The following is a 17,535-nucleotide window of genomic DNA, read 5'->3' as shown; positions in this document are numbered from 1 at the left end:
CTGATCCTAGACGAAACTGGATCGGCCGTGAACCCCGCCAGCCAGCAGATTAGCGAATGTTTTCATGCGCTATCAACAAATTCCGACCGCGCTTAATCATATTTGATGTAAGCGAAGCGCTGATCGGTCGGCGGAGTGCCTTCCAGCGCGCCGCCTTCCCTGGCCGGCTGCCACTGGACGACATCCTCGATCTTTTTGGCCAGCTCGAAGTCTTTGTCGGTGATGCCCTTCGCTGCATGGTTCATCAGGCGCACCTCGACCCAGGCATAGGAGGCGGTGATATCGGGATGGTGCCACGCCGCCTCGGCGAGATGGCCGACCGTGTTGATGACCATCAGTGTCGATTTCCAGCTATGGGTCTTGTATTTGCGCCGGATCCAGCCGTTCTCGTAATACCATTTCGGCAGTTCCTTCTCGAGCCGGTCGGCAATCTCGGCTTCCGAATAGACTTTTTCCTTAGGCGTCTCGTTCATCTCGACCTCCGCGACTTGCCCGGTCCGTTTTGCGCCGGGGCCAAAAGAAGATAAAACGAATGCACTCTCTCCGGCTTGCCCCGTCGACGAAAACAGCTATCATGGCGAACGGGCACCTAAACTTCCATGATGCGTCTATGATGCACCCATCGGGGGGTAGATGTCGAATTCTGTTACCATACGAGTGCCCGCCCGCCTGCACCTTGGCTTCCTCGATCTCAATGGCGATACCGGACGTCGCTTTGGCAGCGTCGGGCTACCGCTGAGCGAACCCGAAACCGTCGTCACCCTGTCGCGGTCCAGCGAAACCATCGTCGAAGGCACCGAGAGCCGGCGCGCCGGCGAACATTTGTCGATGCTCTGCAGGCATCTCGGCATTCGCGGCCAGCACCGTCTGGTGGTCGAACAGTCGATCCCGAGCCATGCCGGCCTGGGCTCCGGCACGCAGATCGCCCTTGCCGTCGCCTCGGCGCTGCGCACGCTCCACAAACTGCCCCTCGATATTGGCGGCGACGCGACCCTGCTCGATCGCGGCGGCCGATCCGGCATCGGCATCGCCAGTTTCGAAAGCGGTGGTGTCATTGTCGACGCCGGCAAGGACGACAGCGGCAGGCCGCCGCCGGTCGTGGCGCGACTGCAGTTTCCGGAACAGTGGCGCGTCGTCCTGATCCTCGACCATGGCGGGCATGGGCTGCATGGCGACGCCGAGATCGCGGCGTTTCGGTCGCTGCCGCCCTTCCCGGCGTCCGGCAGCGGCGAGATCTGCCGGCGGGTGCTGATGGGCATCATGCCGGCTCTGGTCGAACATGACCTTCCAGCCTTCGGCGCCGCCGTCGCCGCGATCCAGATGCTGATCGGCACCCATTTCGCCCCGGCGCAAGGTGGCGTGTTCACCTCGAAGCGGGTCGAGAGGTTGGCCCACGGTCTCAATGAAGCAGGCGCCGTCGGCATCGGCCAGAGCTCGTGGGGACCAACAGGGTTTGCCTTCGCCCCATCGCAGGACGCTGCAGTCAGCTTCGTCAGCGCCGTTCGGCAGACAGTTGAAGACGGCATCGAGATCAGGATCGTCAAGGGCCGGAATTCCGGCGCGAAGATCAGTTCGACCAAACTTGATCTCGTCGGCAGCTGACGGCCCGGCAACGCGATCAGGTTCAAGAGGAAAGGCGAGAAATGGCCCGCAAACATATCCTGCACATGCTGACGCCGTTGAAGCATATGAGCCCTTTCGACGTGAACATGGCTCTCGATGCAGGTTTCGACGCCGTCGTCCCCTATGTCGATGTAAGCCTGGGAGAGGTGACAGGCCTCGTGCAGGACGCGATCTTCTCGCGCCCGCCCGATGCGGGCGTCGATACCGGCATTTTTATCGCCGGCAAGGATGCCTCGCTGGCGCTAGACATGTTCGACGAAGCGCGAAAAGCGATGGTGCCGCCTTTCCAGGTTTCGGTATTCGCCGATCCTGCCGGCTCGTTCACCACGGCCGCGGCGATGGTGGCAAAGGTCGAAAAAGCGCTGGAGAAGAAATTCGAGCGCAGGCTGAGGGACACGAGGATCGCTGTTTTCGGCGCCACCGGCGTCGTCGGCTTCTGCACTGCCGTCATCGCAGCCAGGGAAGGCGCCCGGGTCACGCTTGTTGGTCATGACGGCATCGAAAGGGTCGAGCAGATCGCGGCCGAGATCAAAAGCCGTTTCAACATCGCCGTGGATGCGGCCGACGGGTCGAGCGACGCCCGCAAGACGAAGCTGGTCGAGGCGAGCGAGGTGATCCTGGCGTGCGCCAAGGCCGGCGTCCAGGTGGTCTCGAAAGCGCAGTTGAAAGGTGACGGCCTGCTCATTGCCGCCGACGTCAACGCGGTCCCGCCGGCCGGCATCGAAGGCGTGGCCGTCAATGCCAATAGCGATCCGCTCGAAGCGGCAAAGGCTGTCGGCATTGGTCCGCTTGCCATCGGCAACGTGAAATACAAGGTCGAATTCGGCCTCTTCAAAAGAATGATCGAAGCCGAAAAAACCATCACGCTCGATTTCCAGGAAGCATTTTCCCTTGCACGCGAAATCGCCAAATAACGCCGGATCTCTATTGATCGCGGCGATTTCAGGCCGGGCGCTGGCTGCCGCTGCGCGCCGAGCCGGCTATCGTCCGCTGGTCGCCGATTTCTTTTGCGATACCGACACGGTCGCGCTTGCCGAACGCGCGACGATGCTGCCGGGCGACCTGCAACGCGGCATCGACGGCGAGCGCATCATGGAGACGCTTCAGCAATTGGCAGGAGACGACCAGCCGGTCGCCATCGTCCTGGGTTCGGGCTTCGAGCGGATGACGGAGACCGTCGATGAGATTGCGCGCCATTTTCCGCTCGCCGGCAATGGCGGCGGCGCGATCCGCAGGATCAAGGACCCGCAATTGCTGGCCGCCGATTGCGCCGAACTCGGCATTCCGCATCCGCAATTCCGATGGGACCGGCCGCCCGATCCGGAGAACTGGGTGGTCAAGACCGCGGGCGGCGCCGGCGGCACGCATATCAGACGGGCCGGCGGAGAAACCCCGGCCACCGGCCGTTATTTCCAGCGTTTCGTTCCCGGCCGCAGCGCCTCGGCCCTGTTCGTCGGCGACGGCCAAACCGCTGATATCGTCGGCTTCAGCCAACAATGGGCGTCCCCCGCCCCGGCAGCGCCCTATCGCTATGGCGGCGCCGTGCGGTTGAGACGCTTCGATCGCAGGCAGGCGGCAATGATCCGCGGCTGGCTTTCAGGTCTGGCGGGCCGCGCCGGCCTGGTTGGATTGTGCAGCGCCGATCTCATTCGCGGACCGGATGGCTACAAGCTCATCGAGATCAATCCGAGGCCAGGCGCCACCCTCGACATATTCGACGATGCCGACGCGCCGCTGATCGAAGCGCATCTGCGCGCCGCGGCAGGCAGGGCTTACCACCTGCCGCGCTTCGTCGATTCGATGGCGTCGATGGTGACCTATGCGACGGCGCCGATCGCCCGGTTTCCATCGATTGCCTGGCCTGAATGGACTGCCGACCATCAGTCGCCCGGCACCCGTCTGATCGCTGGCGATCCTGTCTGCACCATCTTCGCGCGCGGTCCGAGCGCCGATTTGACGAGGCGGCTCATCAAGGGACAAGCCAGCCGATTGCAACACCAATGGGAAGGAGACCGGACATGAAAGACGGTTCGGCATTCCTGAACGATAATGCGCAGCGCATCATAGACGGCATGATCGGCAACGCCGAACGCCTGCGTATCGCCGTTGCCAGGGGGCCATTGGGCGAGTGCCTGATCGATGCCGGCGCCAAGGCCGCCGGCGGCGTCGAGGCCGGGCTGCACATGGCGGAAGCCGCGATGGGCGGGCTCGGCAGCGTTTCGGTCTGCATGGACCGCGCGTCGCAGAAATGGCCGCTCACCGTCGAAGTGCGGTCTTCGCAGCCGGTACTTGCCTGCCTGGGCAGCCAGTATGCGGGCTGGAACCTGTCAAGCCAAGGCTATTTCGCCATGGGATCGGGACCGGCGCGGGCGCTCGCCCGCGTCGAACCGCTGTTCGAAGCACTTTCCTATCGCGACATTGCGTCATCCGCGGTGCTTATCCTGGAGACCGCCGAACCGCCGCCCCAGGCGATTGTCGAGAAGGTCGGCAAGGCAACCGGATTGCCAACCGAAAAGCTCACCTTCCTCTATGCGCCGACACAAAGCCTTGCGGGCAGCGTGCAGATCGTTGCGCGCGCGCTCGAAGTCGCCTTGCACAAGAGCAACGATCTCAAGTTTCCGCTGGAGAATATCGTCGACGGCATCGGCACGGCGCCTATCCCTGCCCCCCATCCGGATTTCCTGACCGCAATGGGCAGAACCAACGACGCCATCATCTATGGCGGCAGCGTCCAGCTCTTCGTCAAAGGCTCGTCGAAAGACGCCAGCGAGCTCGCGGAGCGACTGCCGAGCCGCGCCTCGCGGGACCACGGCCACCCCTTCGCCGAGGTCTTCAAGCGGTTCAACGGTGATTTCTATGCCATTGATCCGCTGCTGTTCAGCCCGGCCGAAGTGATCGTCACGGCGATCGAGACCGGCGATACGTTTCGCGCCGGCGAGCGTGATCTGCGGATGCTCGAACGGAGCCTCGGTTAGGCCATGGCGCTGCAATGGATTCGTCTGTCATCCGCCTGCCGGGCCGCCCGCTCGCGCCTTCGGTATACCGGTATCCGAGGCGCCATATGATCCCCCGCATCCTGATCGTCAGCGACAATTCGGACGCCCGCGCCAAGGGCCTGGCAGCAAGGCTGGACCGGCGCGGCGCCGTGGTCGCAACCGTGCCGTTGGCGGCGATCGCGTTCGACACCGGCAGCCCGAGCGGACTGTCGATCCCCGGTTTCGATGGCGCGCTGCCCGACGCCGTGCTGGTCCGTTCGATCGCCGCCGGATCGTTCGAAGCCGTCACCCGGCGCCTTGGCGTGCTGCACGCATTCGGCAAGCTTTCCATTCCGGTGTGGAATTCCGCGCAGGCGATAGAACGCTGCGTCGACAAGTCGATGACGACCTTCCTTCTGAAGAATGCCGGCCTGCCGACGCCGCCGACATTCGCGGTCGAGGGACGTGCCATGGCCGAAACGATCGCCGAACGCGAACTGCCGTTCACGCCGCTGGTGCTAAAACCGCTTTTCGGCGCACAGGGCCGAGGCATCCGGCTGATCGAAACACTGTCCGATCTCCCCGCCGAGGACGAGGTAAACAGCGTCTACTATCTTCAGCATTACGTGCCGCGCCCCGGCCCTCCTTTCCGCGATTTTCGCGTTTTCGTCTGCGCCGGCGAGGTCCTGGCGATGATGAGCCGCCGCGGCGACGACTGGATCACCAACGTCAATCGCGGGGCAGTGCCAGAGCTGGTTTCGAGGCAGGTTTCGCTGCACGGCGAAACCGAATTGGCGACGCTGGCACGGGCCGCCGCCGCCGCTATCGGCGCCGATTTCGCCGGCGTCGACATCGTGCCGTCGGCCGACGGCACGATGTTCGTGCTTGAGGTCAACAGCATGCCCGCCTGGTCCGGGCTTCAATCGGTCGTCGCGGTGAACATCGCCGATGCGATTGCAGACGCCCTGCTGAAATTCCTGGCCGATCGTACCGAGGCGGCGGCAGCGCGACCCTACCGCCTCACTGCGCCGGCGAATTCGTGACCGACGGCATGGCGCTTTCGCGAGAACGCCTCCGGGCTGCCTATAAGGACGCCTGCCGGATGGAGATCGAGGCGCTGAAACCGGGCAATGTCCATCTGTTCGCCGACGGGCACGGCATGTCCGCCGCCCAGTTCATGACGAGCGCAGAGGTCTCGTCCGCGCCGCTGACCGATCCGCGACTGCCGGTCGGACAGCGCATGCTGGAAGCAGTCCGCGCGACACGTCTGGCAGTCGCGACCAATACCAATCTCGGTATCATTCTTCTGGCAGGGCCTCTGCTATGCGCCGCCGAAATGGCGGGCGGCAGCCTCCACGACAATGTCGACGCGGTGCTGCGCGCGATGACCATGGACGACACCAGAGCGGTGTTCGAGGCGATCGTCGCGGCCGCGCCGGGCGGGCTCGGAGAGGCCGCGAACGATGTGCGGCAGGAGCCGAAGGTTCATCTGCTCGAAGCAATGAGGGAGGCGGCCGACCGCGACATGATCGCCCGCCAGTATGTTACCGGTTTCGGCGACGTGTTCGGCGTCGGGCTTGCGGCTCTGAAAACGGCGTTGGCACGCGGCGAAGGCGGCATGTGGCCGACGGTGTTCGCCTATATGGCGTTTCTCGCCAGCTTCCCCGACAGTCATGTGGTGCGCAACCATGGAACTGACGTCGCAGATCAGACGCGGCAAGAAGCCCTTGCCGTTGAGGCGGCGCTGCATGCCAACGATGACGAGACGTCACGCATTCGTCTGCTCATGGAGCTTGACCGCCGGCTGAAGGCGGACAACGTCAACCCCGGCACCTCGGCCGACCTGACCGTGGCTACTCTTTTAGTCCACACCCTCGGCGTTCAGCTTGCATAATCGCAACGTTGGTGGTTGACTTTCAGGAGCGGAAGCTGGGCTTCCGCGGCTATCCAGCCAACCGGTCCGGATGTCCGGGCGCTGCCAACAAGGATAGCTGTCCATCGAGCGCTCGCTCGGTATGCGGCGTCTTTGGACACCATAACTGTGTCTTGGAGGAAATTGGCATGGCAAAAATCTCGAAAGTAATGGTCGGTGAATCGCTGGTAGGAGACGGCAACGAAGTGGCGCATGTTGACCTGCTCATCGGCCCACGGGGGAGCGCAGTCGAAACAGCATTTTGCAACGCGCTTACCAACAACAAGGACGGTTTTACCTCCCTTTTGGCGGTGATCGCACCCAATCTTCAGTGCAAGCCCAACACCGTGATGTTCAACAAGGTCACGATCAAGGGCGCTAAACAGGCCGTGCAGATGTTCGGCCCGGCCCAGCATGCGGTTGCAAAGGCCGTGCAGGACAGCGTCGCCGAGGGGGTCATTCCTGCCAGTGAGGCGGACGATCTGTTCATCTGCGTCGGCGTTTTCATCCACTGGGACGCGGCGGACGACGCCAAGATTCAGAAGTACAATTACGAAGCGACAAAGGAAGCCATCCAACGCGCGGTCGCGGGAACACCGACCGCCGCCGAAGCCACGGATAAGCGGGACCAGGTGAAGCATCCGTTCGCGGCTTAGACAAGAGACAGCCCCGCACAGGCAAAACCCTCCGCTGAGTCGGATGGTCTGTTGCGCCGCCTGAAAAAACTTCTGGGCCTTTAGAGCATCGGACCCCAAAACCTGCCCTCGGAATTGACCCGAGGGTTGGGAACCGGTTTTGGGAAATCCGATGCTCCAGCAAAGAGATAGAGCGGCGAGACGATCGACTTGAGAGTTCGCCGCTCTAATCCAAGGCAGTTTCCGAGGCCGAAGTTCGAGATCACGCGATGTCAGGTGCCAAGCGTTGCGAGGTGCCCCGGGGTGAGCGTGCCGTCATGCAGCGAGGTCGCGACCAGCGCCGCGGCGATACCGAGTGACGAAAGGGCGCGAATGTCAGCCTCGTTGCGCACCCCGCCGGCCGCGATGACGGAGCGGCTTCCAGCCTTCGCCTTGATTGCCTCAAGCCGCGTGAAATCGGGACCGGAGGCGGAGCCGACCTTGGCCAATGTCATGACGATCACCTTTTGCGGCCAAAGCTCCGGCTCGTCGAGAAATGATGCCGGACCGCGAAACCCGTCGTCGAAGAAATCCAGCGACAGGATAAGCTCCGGATGATTGCAAAAACGCCGCAACAACGCGTCGTCTTGCTGCGATTCGGAACCCAGCACCGGGTAAAGCCAGGGCTGGGCAAGTGCTGCCGAAAGGGTTTTCTCGTCGGCGAAGCCGGCATCGACCCAAAGCTCCGGCGGCTCCGCCATCGCCTTCAGCCGGGCAAGCGCGCCGCTGTTTGGCGTTCCGCCTTCGATGGCATCGAGATCGGCGATATAGAAGGCCGGAAAAGGATAAAGCCGGCGCAGCCCTTCGGCGACCGCGACGGCATCGGAACTTTGACTGAGCGGCGTGACGATCGGCCTGTAGCGATCGCGTTTTCCTTGCTGGGCGCGGACCACCTCGCCGCCTTTCAGGTCAAGAACCGGAATGATACGCAACGCTCTTTTTCTCGCTGACCAACTGCCCCTGACCAACTGTGATGAAAGCTTGAACCGTGGAAAAAAGAAAGAGCATCGTTGCCGGCTTCGATATTGGCGGAGCCCATCTGAAGGTGACGCGTGCGCAAGACGGCCGCATCGTCGAGGCAGTAACGATCGCCACGCCGCTCTGGCAAGGGCTCCATTCCCTGACCTCGGCATTCGAGGAAACGGCTCCTATCTATGCCGGCGCCGACCTCAACGCATTCACCATGACCGGCGAACTGGTGGATGTCTTTCCGTCCCGCGATGCAGGCGTCGCGGCTCTGCTGGATGAGATTTCAACCCGTGTCGCAGGCGAAAACTTGATCTATGCCGGGCCGTCCGGCTTTGTCGGGGTCGAGCAGGCAGCGCGGCTGAGCAGCGATGTCGCCTCCGCCAACTGGCACGCGACAGCGTCGTTGGTGGCGAAGCTCGCTGGCGATGCTCTGTTCGTCGACATGGGCTCGACCACCACCGACATTATCGCCATCAAAAATGGCTCCGTCGCCAATGACGGCTACACCGATGCCGGACGGCTTCTGAGCGGCGAACTGGTCTATACCGGCTTCACCAGGACGTTCCTGTTCGGCGTCGCCTCGTCGGCCCCCGTCCGCGGCAGGCTGACACCGCTGATGAACGAGTATTTCGCCTCGATCGCCGATGCGCACCGTATCCTGGGGGTGCTCGACGAGAAGGACGACAGGCACGCGTCCGCCGACGGCAAGGAAAAGACCGTCGATGGTTCGATAGCGCGGCTGGCGCGCATGATCGGGCGCGACGCCGCCGAGCTGACCCTGCCGGAATGGCATGAAGTCGCACGCTGGTTCAGCGAACGGCAATTGCGCAAGATCCACGACGCTGCGTCCCTGGTTGCCGGGTCCCTGGTCGCCGGGTCCCTGGCCCGGGATGCGCCGATCGTCGGCGCCGGAACCGGCCGCTGGCAGATCAGGCGGCTGGCCGAACGCATGGAACGCCGCTTCGTCGATTTCGCCGAGATCGTCCCCGCAGATGACGCCGTTCGCGGCGAAGCCAGCAGCGTCGCGCCTGCGTCAGCGGTGGCGCTGTTGGCGGGATCTCCATCATAGGCGCTCTACCTGGTTCAGCCCCGCGCCTCCTCGCCGGGAGACCCCTTGACCGACAGGTGATCGCCGACACGCTGCATCAGCCAGTCCCAGGCTTCCTTTTCGCCCTCGCCCGCGGTCTTTTCGATGGCAATCGAAAGGTAGGCGATCTCCGCCTCGATCTTGTCGCGCGGCAGCATGCCGAGCCGGCTGACCAGGATGGCCAGTTCCAGCACCGCCGCCTTGGCGCGGTTGAAGCCGGTGAACGGCGCATGCGTTTCCTCCCGCACCACGCGGCAGAAATGGCGAGGTCGCATGCCATCGTCATCGACACTCTCGACTTCGAGGACCGAATGCGCGAGCGCCGCCTCGAGCCGCGGCACCGAACACCCGTCGACCGCAACGGTTGGCCAATCCTTGCGCCCGGTCAGGCAGCCGGCAAAGATACGCACGTCATCGGTGTAATTGGCGATGGCGAACGGCACTTCGGCGAGATTGTCGAGCGTGATCGATGGCCGGAACGGCGCAATGATCCAGCCGTCCTTCTCGGCGATGATGCCGATCGGCGCGATGTGGACATCCCCGGTCTTGTTGACGGTGGTGACGATCGATTCGCGAATGTAGGACATGGTTTAGCGCTCTTTCTTCGCGCGAAGCGTGTGGCCCGCTTCCGCGAGACGGCTGCGGTCGGTTTCGGGAGCCGGCGCAGCAACGCCCCATGCGAGCGGCTCGTCCTGCACATAGCGCTTGCCGAGTCGCCACGCGATCTCGGCCTTCATCAGTTCCGCGCCGAGATAGAACGCGTGTGCGCCATCCGCCTCAACGCCAAGCCCGGTAAAGAGTTCAAACGCATCAGTGGCAACCGCATGCCCCTTGCCGTTGAAAACATGGATGCCGTCCTCGGCAGTCATGATGCGGAAGTTGGTGTCGCGCACCTCGGCCGCGAGTGCTGCGATATCCTCGGTCGAGGCCGTAAACGGCTTGCGGTCGTGAACCTGCAGCAGCCCTGGATGGTAACTCCGCGGCAGCGCACCGTCATTTTTCGCGGCAAACAGGATCCGGCGGGCAATATCGTGCTCCTCGATCGTTCGCAGCGTGTGCGGGCTGACATGCACGGCAAGCACGTTTTTGATCTGAAGTTCCGAGCAGAGCCCGGCCAGAACGGCGGTGACGCCGGAACTGTCGGCGTCGGTCAATTCGGTGAGATTGCCGGTGCCCATCAGCAGTTCGACCTCGGGCCAGCGCCGCCGCGCCTCGATGAAGCGCGCAAGTGACGCCGCAAAGCCGAAATGGATCGGGTCGAGCACCGGATCGGCGATGAAGGCGACGCCGGCCTTTTGCGCCGCTTCGATGGCCCGTCCGAGCGAATCCAGGTCGCCGGGTGCTGACGGGATCAGCACTGGTACTGCCTTGCAATCGAAGGCCAGCGGCAGCGTGTTCTCATCGAGGCTAAGAAGATAGTCCGCACCGGCGCGTGCGCCGATCGACAGTTCGTCCGTGCTGGCCGAATCGACGCTGATCAGAAACCCCCGTGCCTTCAGTTCGCGCACCGCCTCTTCCAGCAACGGAAACGGCGTTTCCGGCAGGCAGCCGAGATCGATGACGTCGGCGCCGACCGCAGCCAGCGTCCGTGCCCTCGCCACCAGCGCCTCGATCGACAGCATCGGCGCATCGACGATTTCGGCGAAGATGCGCATGTCGTGACGCGAAAGGTCAGGCGGCTCGCCCGTCCGGCCGAGAAAGGCCGGCAGATCGGCGATCTCGTCAGGACCACGTACGAAGTGCACGCCGAAATGGTTCGATAGATGCTCGAGGTCCCCGCGATAGCGGCCGGGCAGGATGACGCGGTCGATGGCGCCTGTCAGGCTGAGCCGCCGCTTGATGATGTCTTCGCTCATCAGCGCCGCGACCTTGACGCCGATGTCGATGATCTCCCACGCAAATTCGGTTTCGCCCAGTCCGGCCAGCAGCCTTTCCAGCCGGACCTTGGCCAGATGGCCGGTAAGAAAGGCCAGCCGCTCAGCCATGGCTTGCGAGTTCGGCATGGCGCCGTCTGACCGAGGCTTCGAGATCGGCAAGCGACTCGACCACCTGGGTCCGCTCAAAACTCTTCAGCTGGTTGGTATTCTCCAGGTCGATCCTGCGCGGATAGACCTTGACCAGCCCGTGCGGCGCCATGGTTTCGAGTTCCGGCGCGGTGTCGCAAGCAAAGACGATAGCCGGCACCCGGCATTTTCCAGCCTGGGCAAAGACATTGGTGGCGAGCGTGTCGGAAATGCCGTGCACGCATTTTGCGACCGTGTTGGAACTGGCCGGCGCCACCACGACCGTATGATAGACACCGTGATAGAATTCGCCGACCGGGATCGCGCTCGCCGTCTTGTCATGCAGCACGCGCGTCGTCTCCGGGAAATCGAGTCTGAGCTTGTACATGCGCAGCACTTCGTTGGCGGCTTTCGACACAAAGACATCGCAATGCTCTAGCTGGTGAATGAGTGCGAAGCTCTCCGTAAAAAAATGACCGGAACCGGTCAAAACCCATGCCCAGCGCGGCGTATGCAGCGTCGCCATCGCCTACCCTGCTTTTCTTGCCGACCGGATCGGAGCCGCGATCCGGATGCCGGGCAGATTGCCCGACGCGAGCAGCACCCCGGCTTCGGCTGCATCTTTCGGACCGGCGAGATGGAAATCGACACCGTCGGGCAGCATGGCGGCGAAGCCGGCGTCGACGATGCCTCTGACTGCCAGGCTGTCGATCGTGTCGCTGCCGAAGAAGGCGCCGGTCTGCTTGATCAGCAGCAGCGCATTCGAGCCGAGCTTGCGGGCAAGCCAGGCGGCAAGGGAATCGGAGGTAATGTCCCAGGACGCCGGAATGTCCGGCGCCGACAGGGCCAAGGACGACGGCAGCCACACCGGCACCTTCCCCACGTCCAACGTCCGCAGCATTTCTTCCAGCGACCGTGCCGGCGCCAGCCTTTCGTCACGGTCGAGGATGACCTGGGCGAACTGCTCCATGGCGAGGATCGCCATGGCGTGGGCAGCGGTGTCGGAAAAATCCATGCGGAACTGCGTCTCACGTACCTGGTCGGCGAACAGGCCGCCGCCGGGCACGATGACGATCGGCAGCTTGGAACCCGCCAGCGCCGCGATCCAGCTTTCCATTTCTGCCGCATGGACCGTGCTGCCGCCAAGCTTGACGACGGCTGGCTTGACGGCGGCTCGCCTCACGACCTCAGGCCTTTCCTGTCGCGGCTGGGAAGCAGCGCTTTGCTCTTTTCGGCCGGCAGGGCCGGAGGCAACGCCGCGGCCTGCCGCTTGGCGCTTGCGTTCGATCTCGACGCCGACGCCGCCTGGGCCGAGTTCGAGTTTTTCCACCCTTACCGTGACGCGCACGACACGCGGGTTCTCCAGAATGTAGGTCGCCACCTGCTCGGCCAAGGCCTCGCTAAGCTGGATGTGGCCTCGCGCGACGATGGTGCGAATGCCATCCATGATGATGTCGTAGGAGAACACATGGCGCATGTCTTCGGGATGGTCGGTGACTTGCAGCACGTCGGCGGTCACGTCGAAACGCACCTTCTGTGTATGGCCGTGCTCGAAACTGTAAGCGCCGATCTGGACCGGCAGGACAAAGTCCCGCACGAATATCTTGTCGGTGCCCAGTGTCGGGTCGGTGCCCGGCGAATAGCCCCTCGCCGCCAGCAGGCGGTAGTCGACGCTCGACGCGCCGCCGGCCCGGGATGCTTCCGGGACCAGCTCGCGGATCTGCGAAACCGCCTCGGCACTGATCGAACCCACGCGGCCGGAGTCGCCGCACAGCGCCCCGCGAAAGCCGAGAAAATCGGGAGCAAAGGGCAGCAGGCGCGGAATGTCCGGGGCTTCCAGCGATCCGCTCAGGCCAACAATCAGACCGAGCGATTTCGTTCGATCGATGAATCCCGGGATACGCTCGGGCGGCAGATGGTCGAGCAGCCGCCCGTTTGCCTTGTTCGCAGTGTCGACCATGGCGCCGTAGAAGCGATGTTTGGCAAAGTTCGGCAGAAGCTCGAAATCCGGCGCCAGATCGGCGAAAAGCACGGCGATCAGCTTCGTTCGCGCGGCGAGCGGTTCGAGCGCTGCCGCGCAGGCGGCGGCATTTGCCGACGGAAAAAAGCCTATCTTGACGTAATCGACACCGGTCGCAGCGATCTCTTCGGCCTTGGCGCGGATCGTCTCCGGTTCCATCGGCAGGTCGCCGCAGACCGCGCTGACCGGCGCCCGGCCGGCGATGAATGAAATCGTGCGGCGGATGGTTTGCGTGGATACCGCGCCCAGCGCTCCCGCCTTCGGCTCCTTCAGGTCGACGATGTCGACGCCGCCCGAAAGCGCGATCTCCGCCTCGTCGACGCCGGTGACACTGGCCAGCATTCTGGTCATTGGACTTTCTCCGGCATGAGGGACAGGACGCTCTCGGGCCCGAATACCGAAATCCGCTCGGTTGCCGTTTCGGCGAGCAGGCATGGCACTAAAGCAGACGCGAGACGTCCACTTTCAGGGTTTGATAAAGTTTGCGGGTCAGCTAAGCTCATCACGGGCACCTTGACTTCGCGCCGCTCCGACAACAATCGGACTTTAGCGCAAGATGGGTAATTTTTATCGATGACAAGCGCGGTGCCGGGCACTCTCGCGGCCTTTTTGTGCTTTTTTTCCCTGACCGTCAACGTTCCGCGCGCGCCAGCCCAGGAGGCGACGGGCGGGCAACCGGCTGCAACGGCCAAGCCTGAAAAAAAGCTGACCGAAATCAAGATAGGCTATTTGCGCGCTTATGCGCCGCAGCTGGCCTTGTCGGTGCTCGACGTCCCGCCGCGCGATGAAGGCGTTGCCGGCGGCAATGTGGCGATTGCCGACAACAACACGACCGGCAGCTTCCTCGGCCAGAAATTCAGCCTCGACGTGACCGAGGTAAAGCCGGACGCGGATGTCGTTGCGGCCTTCCAGGAAATGATCGCCAGAGGCGACCGCTATGTGGTCGCAGACGTCTCGGCCAGGCAATTGCTGTCGATCGCCGATCTTGCCCGCGACGACGGCGTTTTGATCTTCAATGCCGGCGCCACCGACGACAGTCTCCGCGAAGAGGAATGCCGCGCCAACATCTTCCACACCATCCCGACGCGCAGCATGCTGGCCGACGGGCTGGCGCAATATCTCATCTGGAAGCAATGGCGGCGCTGGGTGCTGATCTACGGCTCGCACGAGCGCGACCAGCTTTTTGCCGAGGCGCTGCGCCGGGCGGCGACGCGCTTCGGCGGCGAGATCGTCGGCGAAAAGCTGTTCGAGGATACCGGCACGGCACGGCGGACCGATTCCGGCGTCGTCCAGATCCAGCGGCAGATGCCTGTCTTCACCCAGGACCTGCCGGAGCACGATGTGTTGCTGGTCGCCGATGAAAGCGAGGTGTTCGGCACCTATGTTCCGTTCCGCACCTGGACTCCGCGGCCGGTCGCGGGCACCGCCGGCCTCACCCCGTCGGCCTGGCATCCGGCCAGCGAGCAATGGGGCGGCACCCAGATCCAGAACCGCTTCGCCAAGGCAAACGGCCGCCGCATGATGTCGAAGGACATGGCGGCGTGGACCGCGGTGCGCATTCTCGGCGAGGCGGCGACCCGCACGCAGGGCGCCGACCCGCGCAAGATGGCCGACTTCATCCGCTCAGACGATTTTTCGATCGCCGCCTTCAAGGGGCAGAAACTGACTTTCCGCAAGTGGAACCAGCAGTTGCGGCAGCCGATCTTCATCGGCGACAACAGGTCGGTCGTCTCGACATCGCCGCAGGAAGGTTTTTTGCACCAGGTGTCGGAGCTCGATACGCTCGGGGTCGATGAGCCGGAAACAAAATGCGTGCTTGAGTAGAACCAATTGGGAGGAATTTCGGTGCAGAGACGAGCTTGCGCACTCGCCATTCTCGCGACCGGCTTCATGGCCGGCCCGGCGTCGGCCTACATGGCTTATGTTTCCAACGAAAAGGACAACACGATGAGCGTCGTCGACACCGCGACGATGCAGGTGGTGAAGACCGTCAACGTCGGGCAGCGTCCGCGCGGCATCACCATCTCGCATGACGGCAAGCACATTTATCTCTGCGCCAGCGACGACGATTCGATCGAGGTGATCGACACGGCAACCCTGGAGATCGTCGATACCTTGCCCTCCGGGCCTGACCCGGAGCTCTTCGTGCTCTCGCCTGACGGCAAGACACTCTATGTCGCCAATGAGGACGACAATCTAGTCACCGTCATCGACATAGAGAGTAAGAAGGTGCTGTCTGAGATTCCGGTCGGCGTCGAACCGGAAGGCATGGGCGTCAGCCCGGACGGAAAGACCATGGTCAATACGTCGGAAACGACAAACATGGCGCATTTCATCGATACGACGACCCACGAGATCACCGACAACGTGCTGGTGGATACGCGTCCGCGCTTCGTCGAGTTCACCCCCGACGGCAAGCAGGCCTGGGTGAGTGCCGAGATCGGCGGCACTGTTTCGGTGATCGACAATCAAACGCGCGAAGTTGTCCAGAAGATCACCTTCGAGATATCAGGCCTGAGGGCCGAATCCATCCAGCCGGTCGGCGTGCGCATCACCGCCGACGGCAAGAAAGCCTATGTGGCGCTCGGACCGGCCAACCGCGTCGCGGTAATCAACACGCAGACATACGAGGTCGAGAAATACGTGCTGGTCGGCCAACGCGTCTGGCAGCTCGCCTTCACCCCGGACCAGAAAACCATCATCTCGACCAACGGCGTGTCGAACGACATCACCTTCATCGACGTGGAGACCGACGAGCCGGTGCAGTCGGTGACCGTCGGCGCGTTGCCGTGGGGCGTCGTCGTCTCGCCCAATTGAACCAGCCCAATTGAATCAACACAGCCAGAAAAACAGCAGAAGGGCAGGAAATCATGCGGAAATTTCGGGTAGTCGCATTCGCTGCATTGGTGGGTATGGCACTCACGCAGGGCCAGGTCTGGGCGCAGGACGGCGATGACGATGACGCAGCCGCCGGTGCGGCCACCAAAAACGATGCCAGCCCCGAAGCCGAGAAGGCAACCCGGGCCAGCAAGGACGTGCCGGAACTTATCCTCGGCACAAAGCAAGACCAGTTCACCGCCAACCAGAAGGATTTTCAGCTGATCGCCGGCCAGGGCTATCGCTGGAAGATCACCGCGGCGGGCAGGCTGGAGTACAAATTCCATACCGACCTGTTCCGCAATGTGTGGAACAACCAGATCGTCATCAACGACCTCGAGGTGCACATGAACGGCGCACCTGCATGGCTCGAATTCGACGCCGACGGCACCATCCAGGTACAGTTCACCACCGTGAGGCCCGGCATCTACACATGGTCGGTGCCCGACCTCGCCGACAGGGGCATGAAGGGCACGATCACGATCAAGTAGGATCACCGGAAAGCGAGACCTTCGCGATCGGGCCCGGTGCGCTAGACTCCTGGTGCGCCAGGTGCGCTAGATTATCGTCGACGACAAGGAGCCAGCCGGCGTGCAGCATGTGAGGACAAGCGGACCAGGAGATGAGGTGGCGGCGCTCGATGTCGCCGGCGTCAGCCATTCCTATGGTTCGAAGCGGGCGCTCAACGACGTCTCATTCTCGATCGCGCCGGCGACCTTCACCGTTCTTCTCGGCCTCAACGGCGCTGGCAAGACAACCCTGTTCTCGCTGATCAGCCATCTTTACGACACGCGCCGCGGGTCGATCCGCATCTTCGGCCATGACGTCAGCCGCGCTTCGGGCGAAGCGCTCAGGCGTGTCGGTATCGTGTTCCAGGCACGCACGCTCGACCTCGATCTCAGCGTCCACCAGAACCTCTCCTACCACGCCGCGCTGCATGGCATCGGAGGACGTGAGGCCCGGCAGCGCATTGCCGCGCTGCTCGATATGGTCGACATGCAGGACCGGCAGCATGACAAGGCACGCAGCCTTTCCGGCGGCCAGATGCGGCGCATCGAGATCGCCAGGGCGCTGCTCCACCGCCCGTCCCTGCTGCTGCTCGACGAGGCGACGGTCGGTCTCGACATCCAGTCGCGCGCCGGCATTCTCGCCACCATCCGCAAGCTCGTCGAAACCGAGGGCATCGGCGTGCTGTGGGCGACGCATCTGATCGATGAGGTTGAAGACGGCGACCATGTCGTCGTGCTGCGGCAGGGCGAACTGGTCGCCAACGGCAAGGTGGCCGACGTCGTCAGGACGAGCGGCGCCGGTTCGATCCGCGACGCCTTTTCGAGGCTCAGCCGCATCGAGGCCGCCGGCATCGCGGAGATATCGCCATGAGCGCTCCCGCAATCC

The 17,535-nt window shown here is 63.3% G+C and carries 18 protein-coding genes; 12 read left to right on the top strand and 6 right to left on the bottom strand.

The genetic code is table 11. From position 1 onward, the window contains the following. Positions 1-92 precede the first annotated feature (92 nt). Positions 93-473 (bottom strand): 4a-hydroxytetrahydrobiopterin dehydratase, encoded by a 381-nt coding sequence (locus tag AC0L3L_RS13625; RefSeq protein ID WP_473609305.1) that lies wholly within the window; start codon positions 471-473, stop codon positions 93-95. A 160-nt stretch (positions 474-633) separates the two neighbouring features. Here AC0L3L_RS13625 and AC0L3L_RS13620 point away from each other — a divergent pair, with 160 nt between their 5' ends. The 7 genes from AC0L3L_RS13620 (at position 634) to fae (ending at position 7,166) form a co-directional block, all read left to right on the top strand. Next, on the top strand, positions 634-1,602 hold the full coding sequence (locus AC0L3L_RS13620) for a beta-ribofuranosylaminobenzene 5'-phosphate synthase family protein (RefSeq protein ID WP_473637939.1): 969 nt from the start codon (positions 634-636) through the stop codon (positions 1,600-1,602). 41 nt (positions 1,603-1,643) lie between these two features. Continuing rightward, positions 1,644-2,537 (top strand): NAD(P)-dependent methylenetetrahydromethanopterin dehydrogenase, encoded by an 894-nt coding sequence (locus tag AC0L3L_RS13615; protein WP_473637938.1) that lies wholly within the window; start codon positions 1,644-1,646, stop codon positions 2,535-2,537. A gap of 13 nt (positions 2,538-2,550) precedes the next feature. Further along, positions 2,551-3,645, top strand: a complete 1,095-nt coding sequence (locus tag AC0L3L_RS13610) for an ATP-grasp domain-containing protein (protein ID WP_473637937.1) — start codon at positions 2,551-2,553, stop codon at positions 3,643-3,645. Beyond that, positions 3,642-4,598 (top strand): methenyltetrahydromethanopterin cyclohydrolase, encoded by a 957-nt coding sequence (gene mch / locus AC0L3L_RS13605; protein ID WP_473637936.1) that lies wholly within the window; start codon positions 3,642-3,644, stop codon positions 4,596-4,598. The genes AC0L3L_RS13610 and mch overlap by 4 nt, the downstream gene beginning before the upstream one ends. An 86-nt stretch (positions 4,599-4,684) precedes the next feature. Next, positions 4,685-5,641 carry an ATP-grasp domain-containing protein gene (locus tag AC0L3L_RS13600; protein ID WP_473637935.1) on the top strand — a complete coding sequence of 319 codons (957 nt, stop codon included), beginning with the start codon at positions 4,685-4,687 and terminating at the stop codon, positions 5,639-5,641. Next, entirely contained in the window at positions 5,638-6,492 is an 855-nt protein-coding gene (locus AC0L3L_RS13595) for a triphosphoribosyl-dephospho-CoA synthase (RefSeq protein ID WP_473637934.1), read from the top strand. The genes AC0L3L_RS13600 and AC0L3L_RS13595 overlap by 4 nt, the downstream gene beginning before the upstream one ends. Before the next feature lie 167 nt (positions 6,493-6,659). After that, the gene (fae, locus tag AC0L3L_RS13590) at positions 6,660-7,166 is read left to right on the top strand and encodes a formaldehyde-activating enzyme (protein ID WP_123148516.1); all 507 of its coding nucleotides are present in this window, start codon (positions 6,660-6,662) and stop codon (positions 7,164-7,166) included. 251 nt (positions 7,167-7,417) lie between these two features. Here the strand turns inward: fae and AC0L3L_RS13585 are convergent, their stop codons facing one another. After that, positions 7,418-8,116 carry a HisA/HisF-related TIM barrel protein gene (locus AC0L3L_RS13585; protein ID WP_473526834.1) on the bottom strand — a complete coding sequence of 233 codons (699 nt, stop codon included), beginning with the start codon at positions 8,114-8,116 and terminating at the stop codon, positions 7,418-7,420. Between the two features lie 56 nt (positions 8,117-8,172). Between AC0L3L_RS13585 and AC0L3L_RS13580 the strand changes: the two genes are divergently transcribed. Continuing rightward, complete coding sequence (locus tag AC0L3L_RS13580) at positions 8,173-9,222, top strand: hydantoinase/oxoprolinase family protein (protein WP_473637933.1); 1,050 nt, start codon at positions 8,173-8,175, stop codon at positions 9,220-9,222. A gap of 14 nt (positions 9,223-9,236) precedes the next feature. Here the strand turns inward: AC0L3L_RS13580 and AC0L3L_RS13575 are convergent, their stop codons facing one another. From AC0L3L_RS13575 to AC0L3L_RS13560, 4 genes are read right to left on the bottom strand one after another with little or no spacing between them, the layout of a single operon-like run. Continuing rightward, positions 9,237-9,827: a DUF447 domain-containing protein gene (locus AC0L3L_RS13575; RefSeq protein WP_473637932.1), complete on the bottom strand. Its 591-nt coding sequence runs from the start codon at positions 9,825-9,827 to the stop codon at positions 9,237-9,239. A gap of 3 nt (positions 9,828-9,830) precedes the next feature. Continuing rightward, a complete protein-coding gene (locus tag AC0L3L_RS13570) occupies positions 9,831-11,225 on the bottom strand; it encodes a DUF6513 domain-containing protein (protein WP_473638005.1) in 1,395 nt (464 codons plus the stop codon). Beyond that, complete coding sequence (locus tag AC0L3L_RS13565) at positions 11,218-11,769, bottom strand: flavoprotein (RefSeq protein WP_473637931.1); 552 nt, start codon at positions 11,767-11,769, stop codon at positions 11,218-11,220. Before AC0L3L_RS13565 ends, AC0L3L_RS13570 begins: the two co-directional genes overlap by 8 nt. A gap of 3 nt (positions 11,770-11,772) precedes the next feature. Beyond that, positions 11,773-13,614: a (5-formylfuran-3-yl)methyl phosphate synthase gene (locus tag AC0L3L_RS13560; RefSeq protein ID WP_473637930.1), complete on the bottom strand. Its 1,842-nt coding sequence runs from the start codon at positions 13,612-13,614 to the stop codon at positions 11,773-11,775. Between the two features lie 222 nt (positions 13,615-13,836). Here AC0L3L_RS13560 and AC0L3L_RS13555 point away from each other — a divergent pair, with 222 nt between their 5' ends. From AC0L3L_RS13555 to AC0L3L_RS13540, 4 genes are all read left to right on the top strand, one after another. After that, complete coding sequence (locus AC0L3L_RS13555; protein ID WP_473637929.1) at positions 13,837-15,087, top strand: ABC transporter substrate-binding protein; 1,251 nt, start codon at positions 13,837-13,839, stop codon at positions 15,085-15,087. A 66-nt stretch (positions 15,088-15,153) separates the two neighbouring features. Beyond that, a complete protein-coding gene (locus AC0L3L_RS13550) occupies positions 15,154-16,080 on the top strand; it encodes a YVTN family beta-propeller repeat protein (protein WP_473526999.1) in 927 nt (308 codons plus the stop codon). Positions 16,081-16,175: 95 nt separating this feature from the next. Continuing rightward, on the top strand, positions 16,176-16,631 hold the full coding sequence (locus tag AC0L3L_RS13545; RefSeq protein WP_473637928.1) for a cupredoxin domain-containing protein: 456 nt from the start codon (positions 16,176-16,178) through the stop codon (positions 16,629-16,631). A 100-nt stretch (positions 16,632-16,731) separates the two neighbouring features. Next, a complete protein-coding gene (locus AC0L3L_RS13540) occupies positions 16,732-17,520 on the top strand; it encodes an ATP-binding cassette domain-containing protein (protein WP_473485495.1) in 789 nt (262 codons plus the stop codon). The last annotated feature ends 15 nt before the right edge of the window (positions 17,521-17,535 follow it).

The organism is Mesorhizobium sp. WSM4849 (assembly GCF_055811385.1).
The sequence above is the reverse complement of the archived record's forward strand: the minus strand, read 5'-3'. Positions and strand labels throughout refer to the sequence as shown.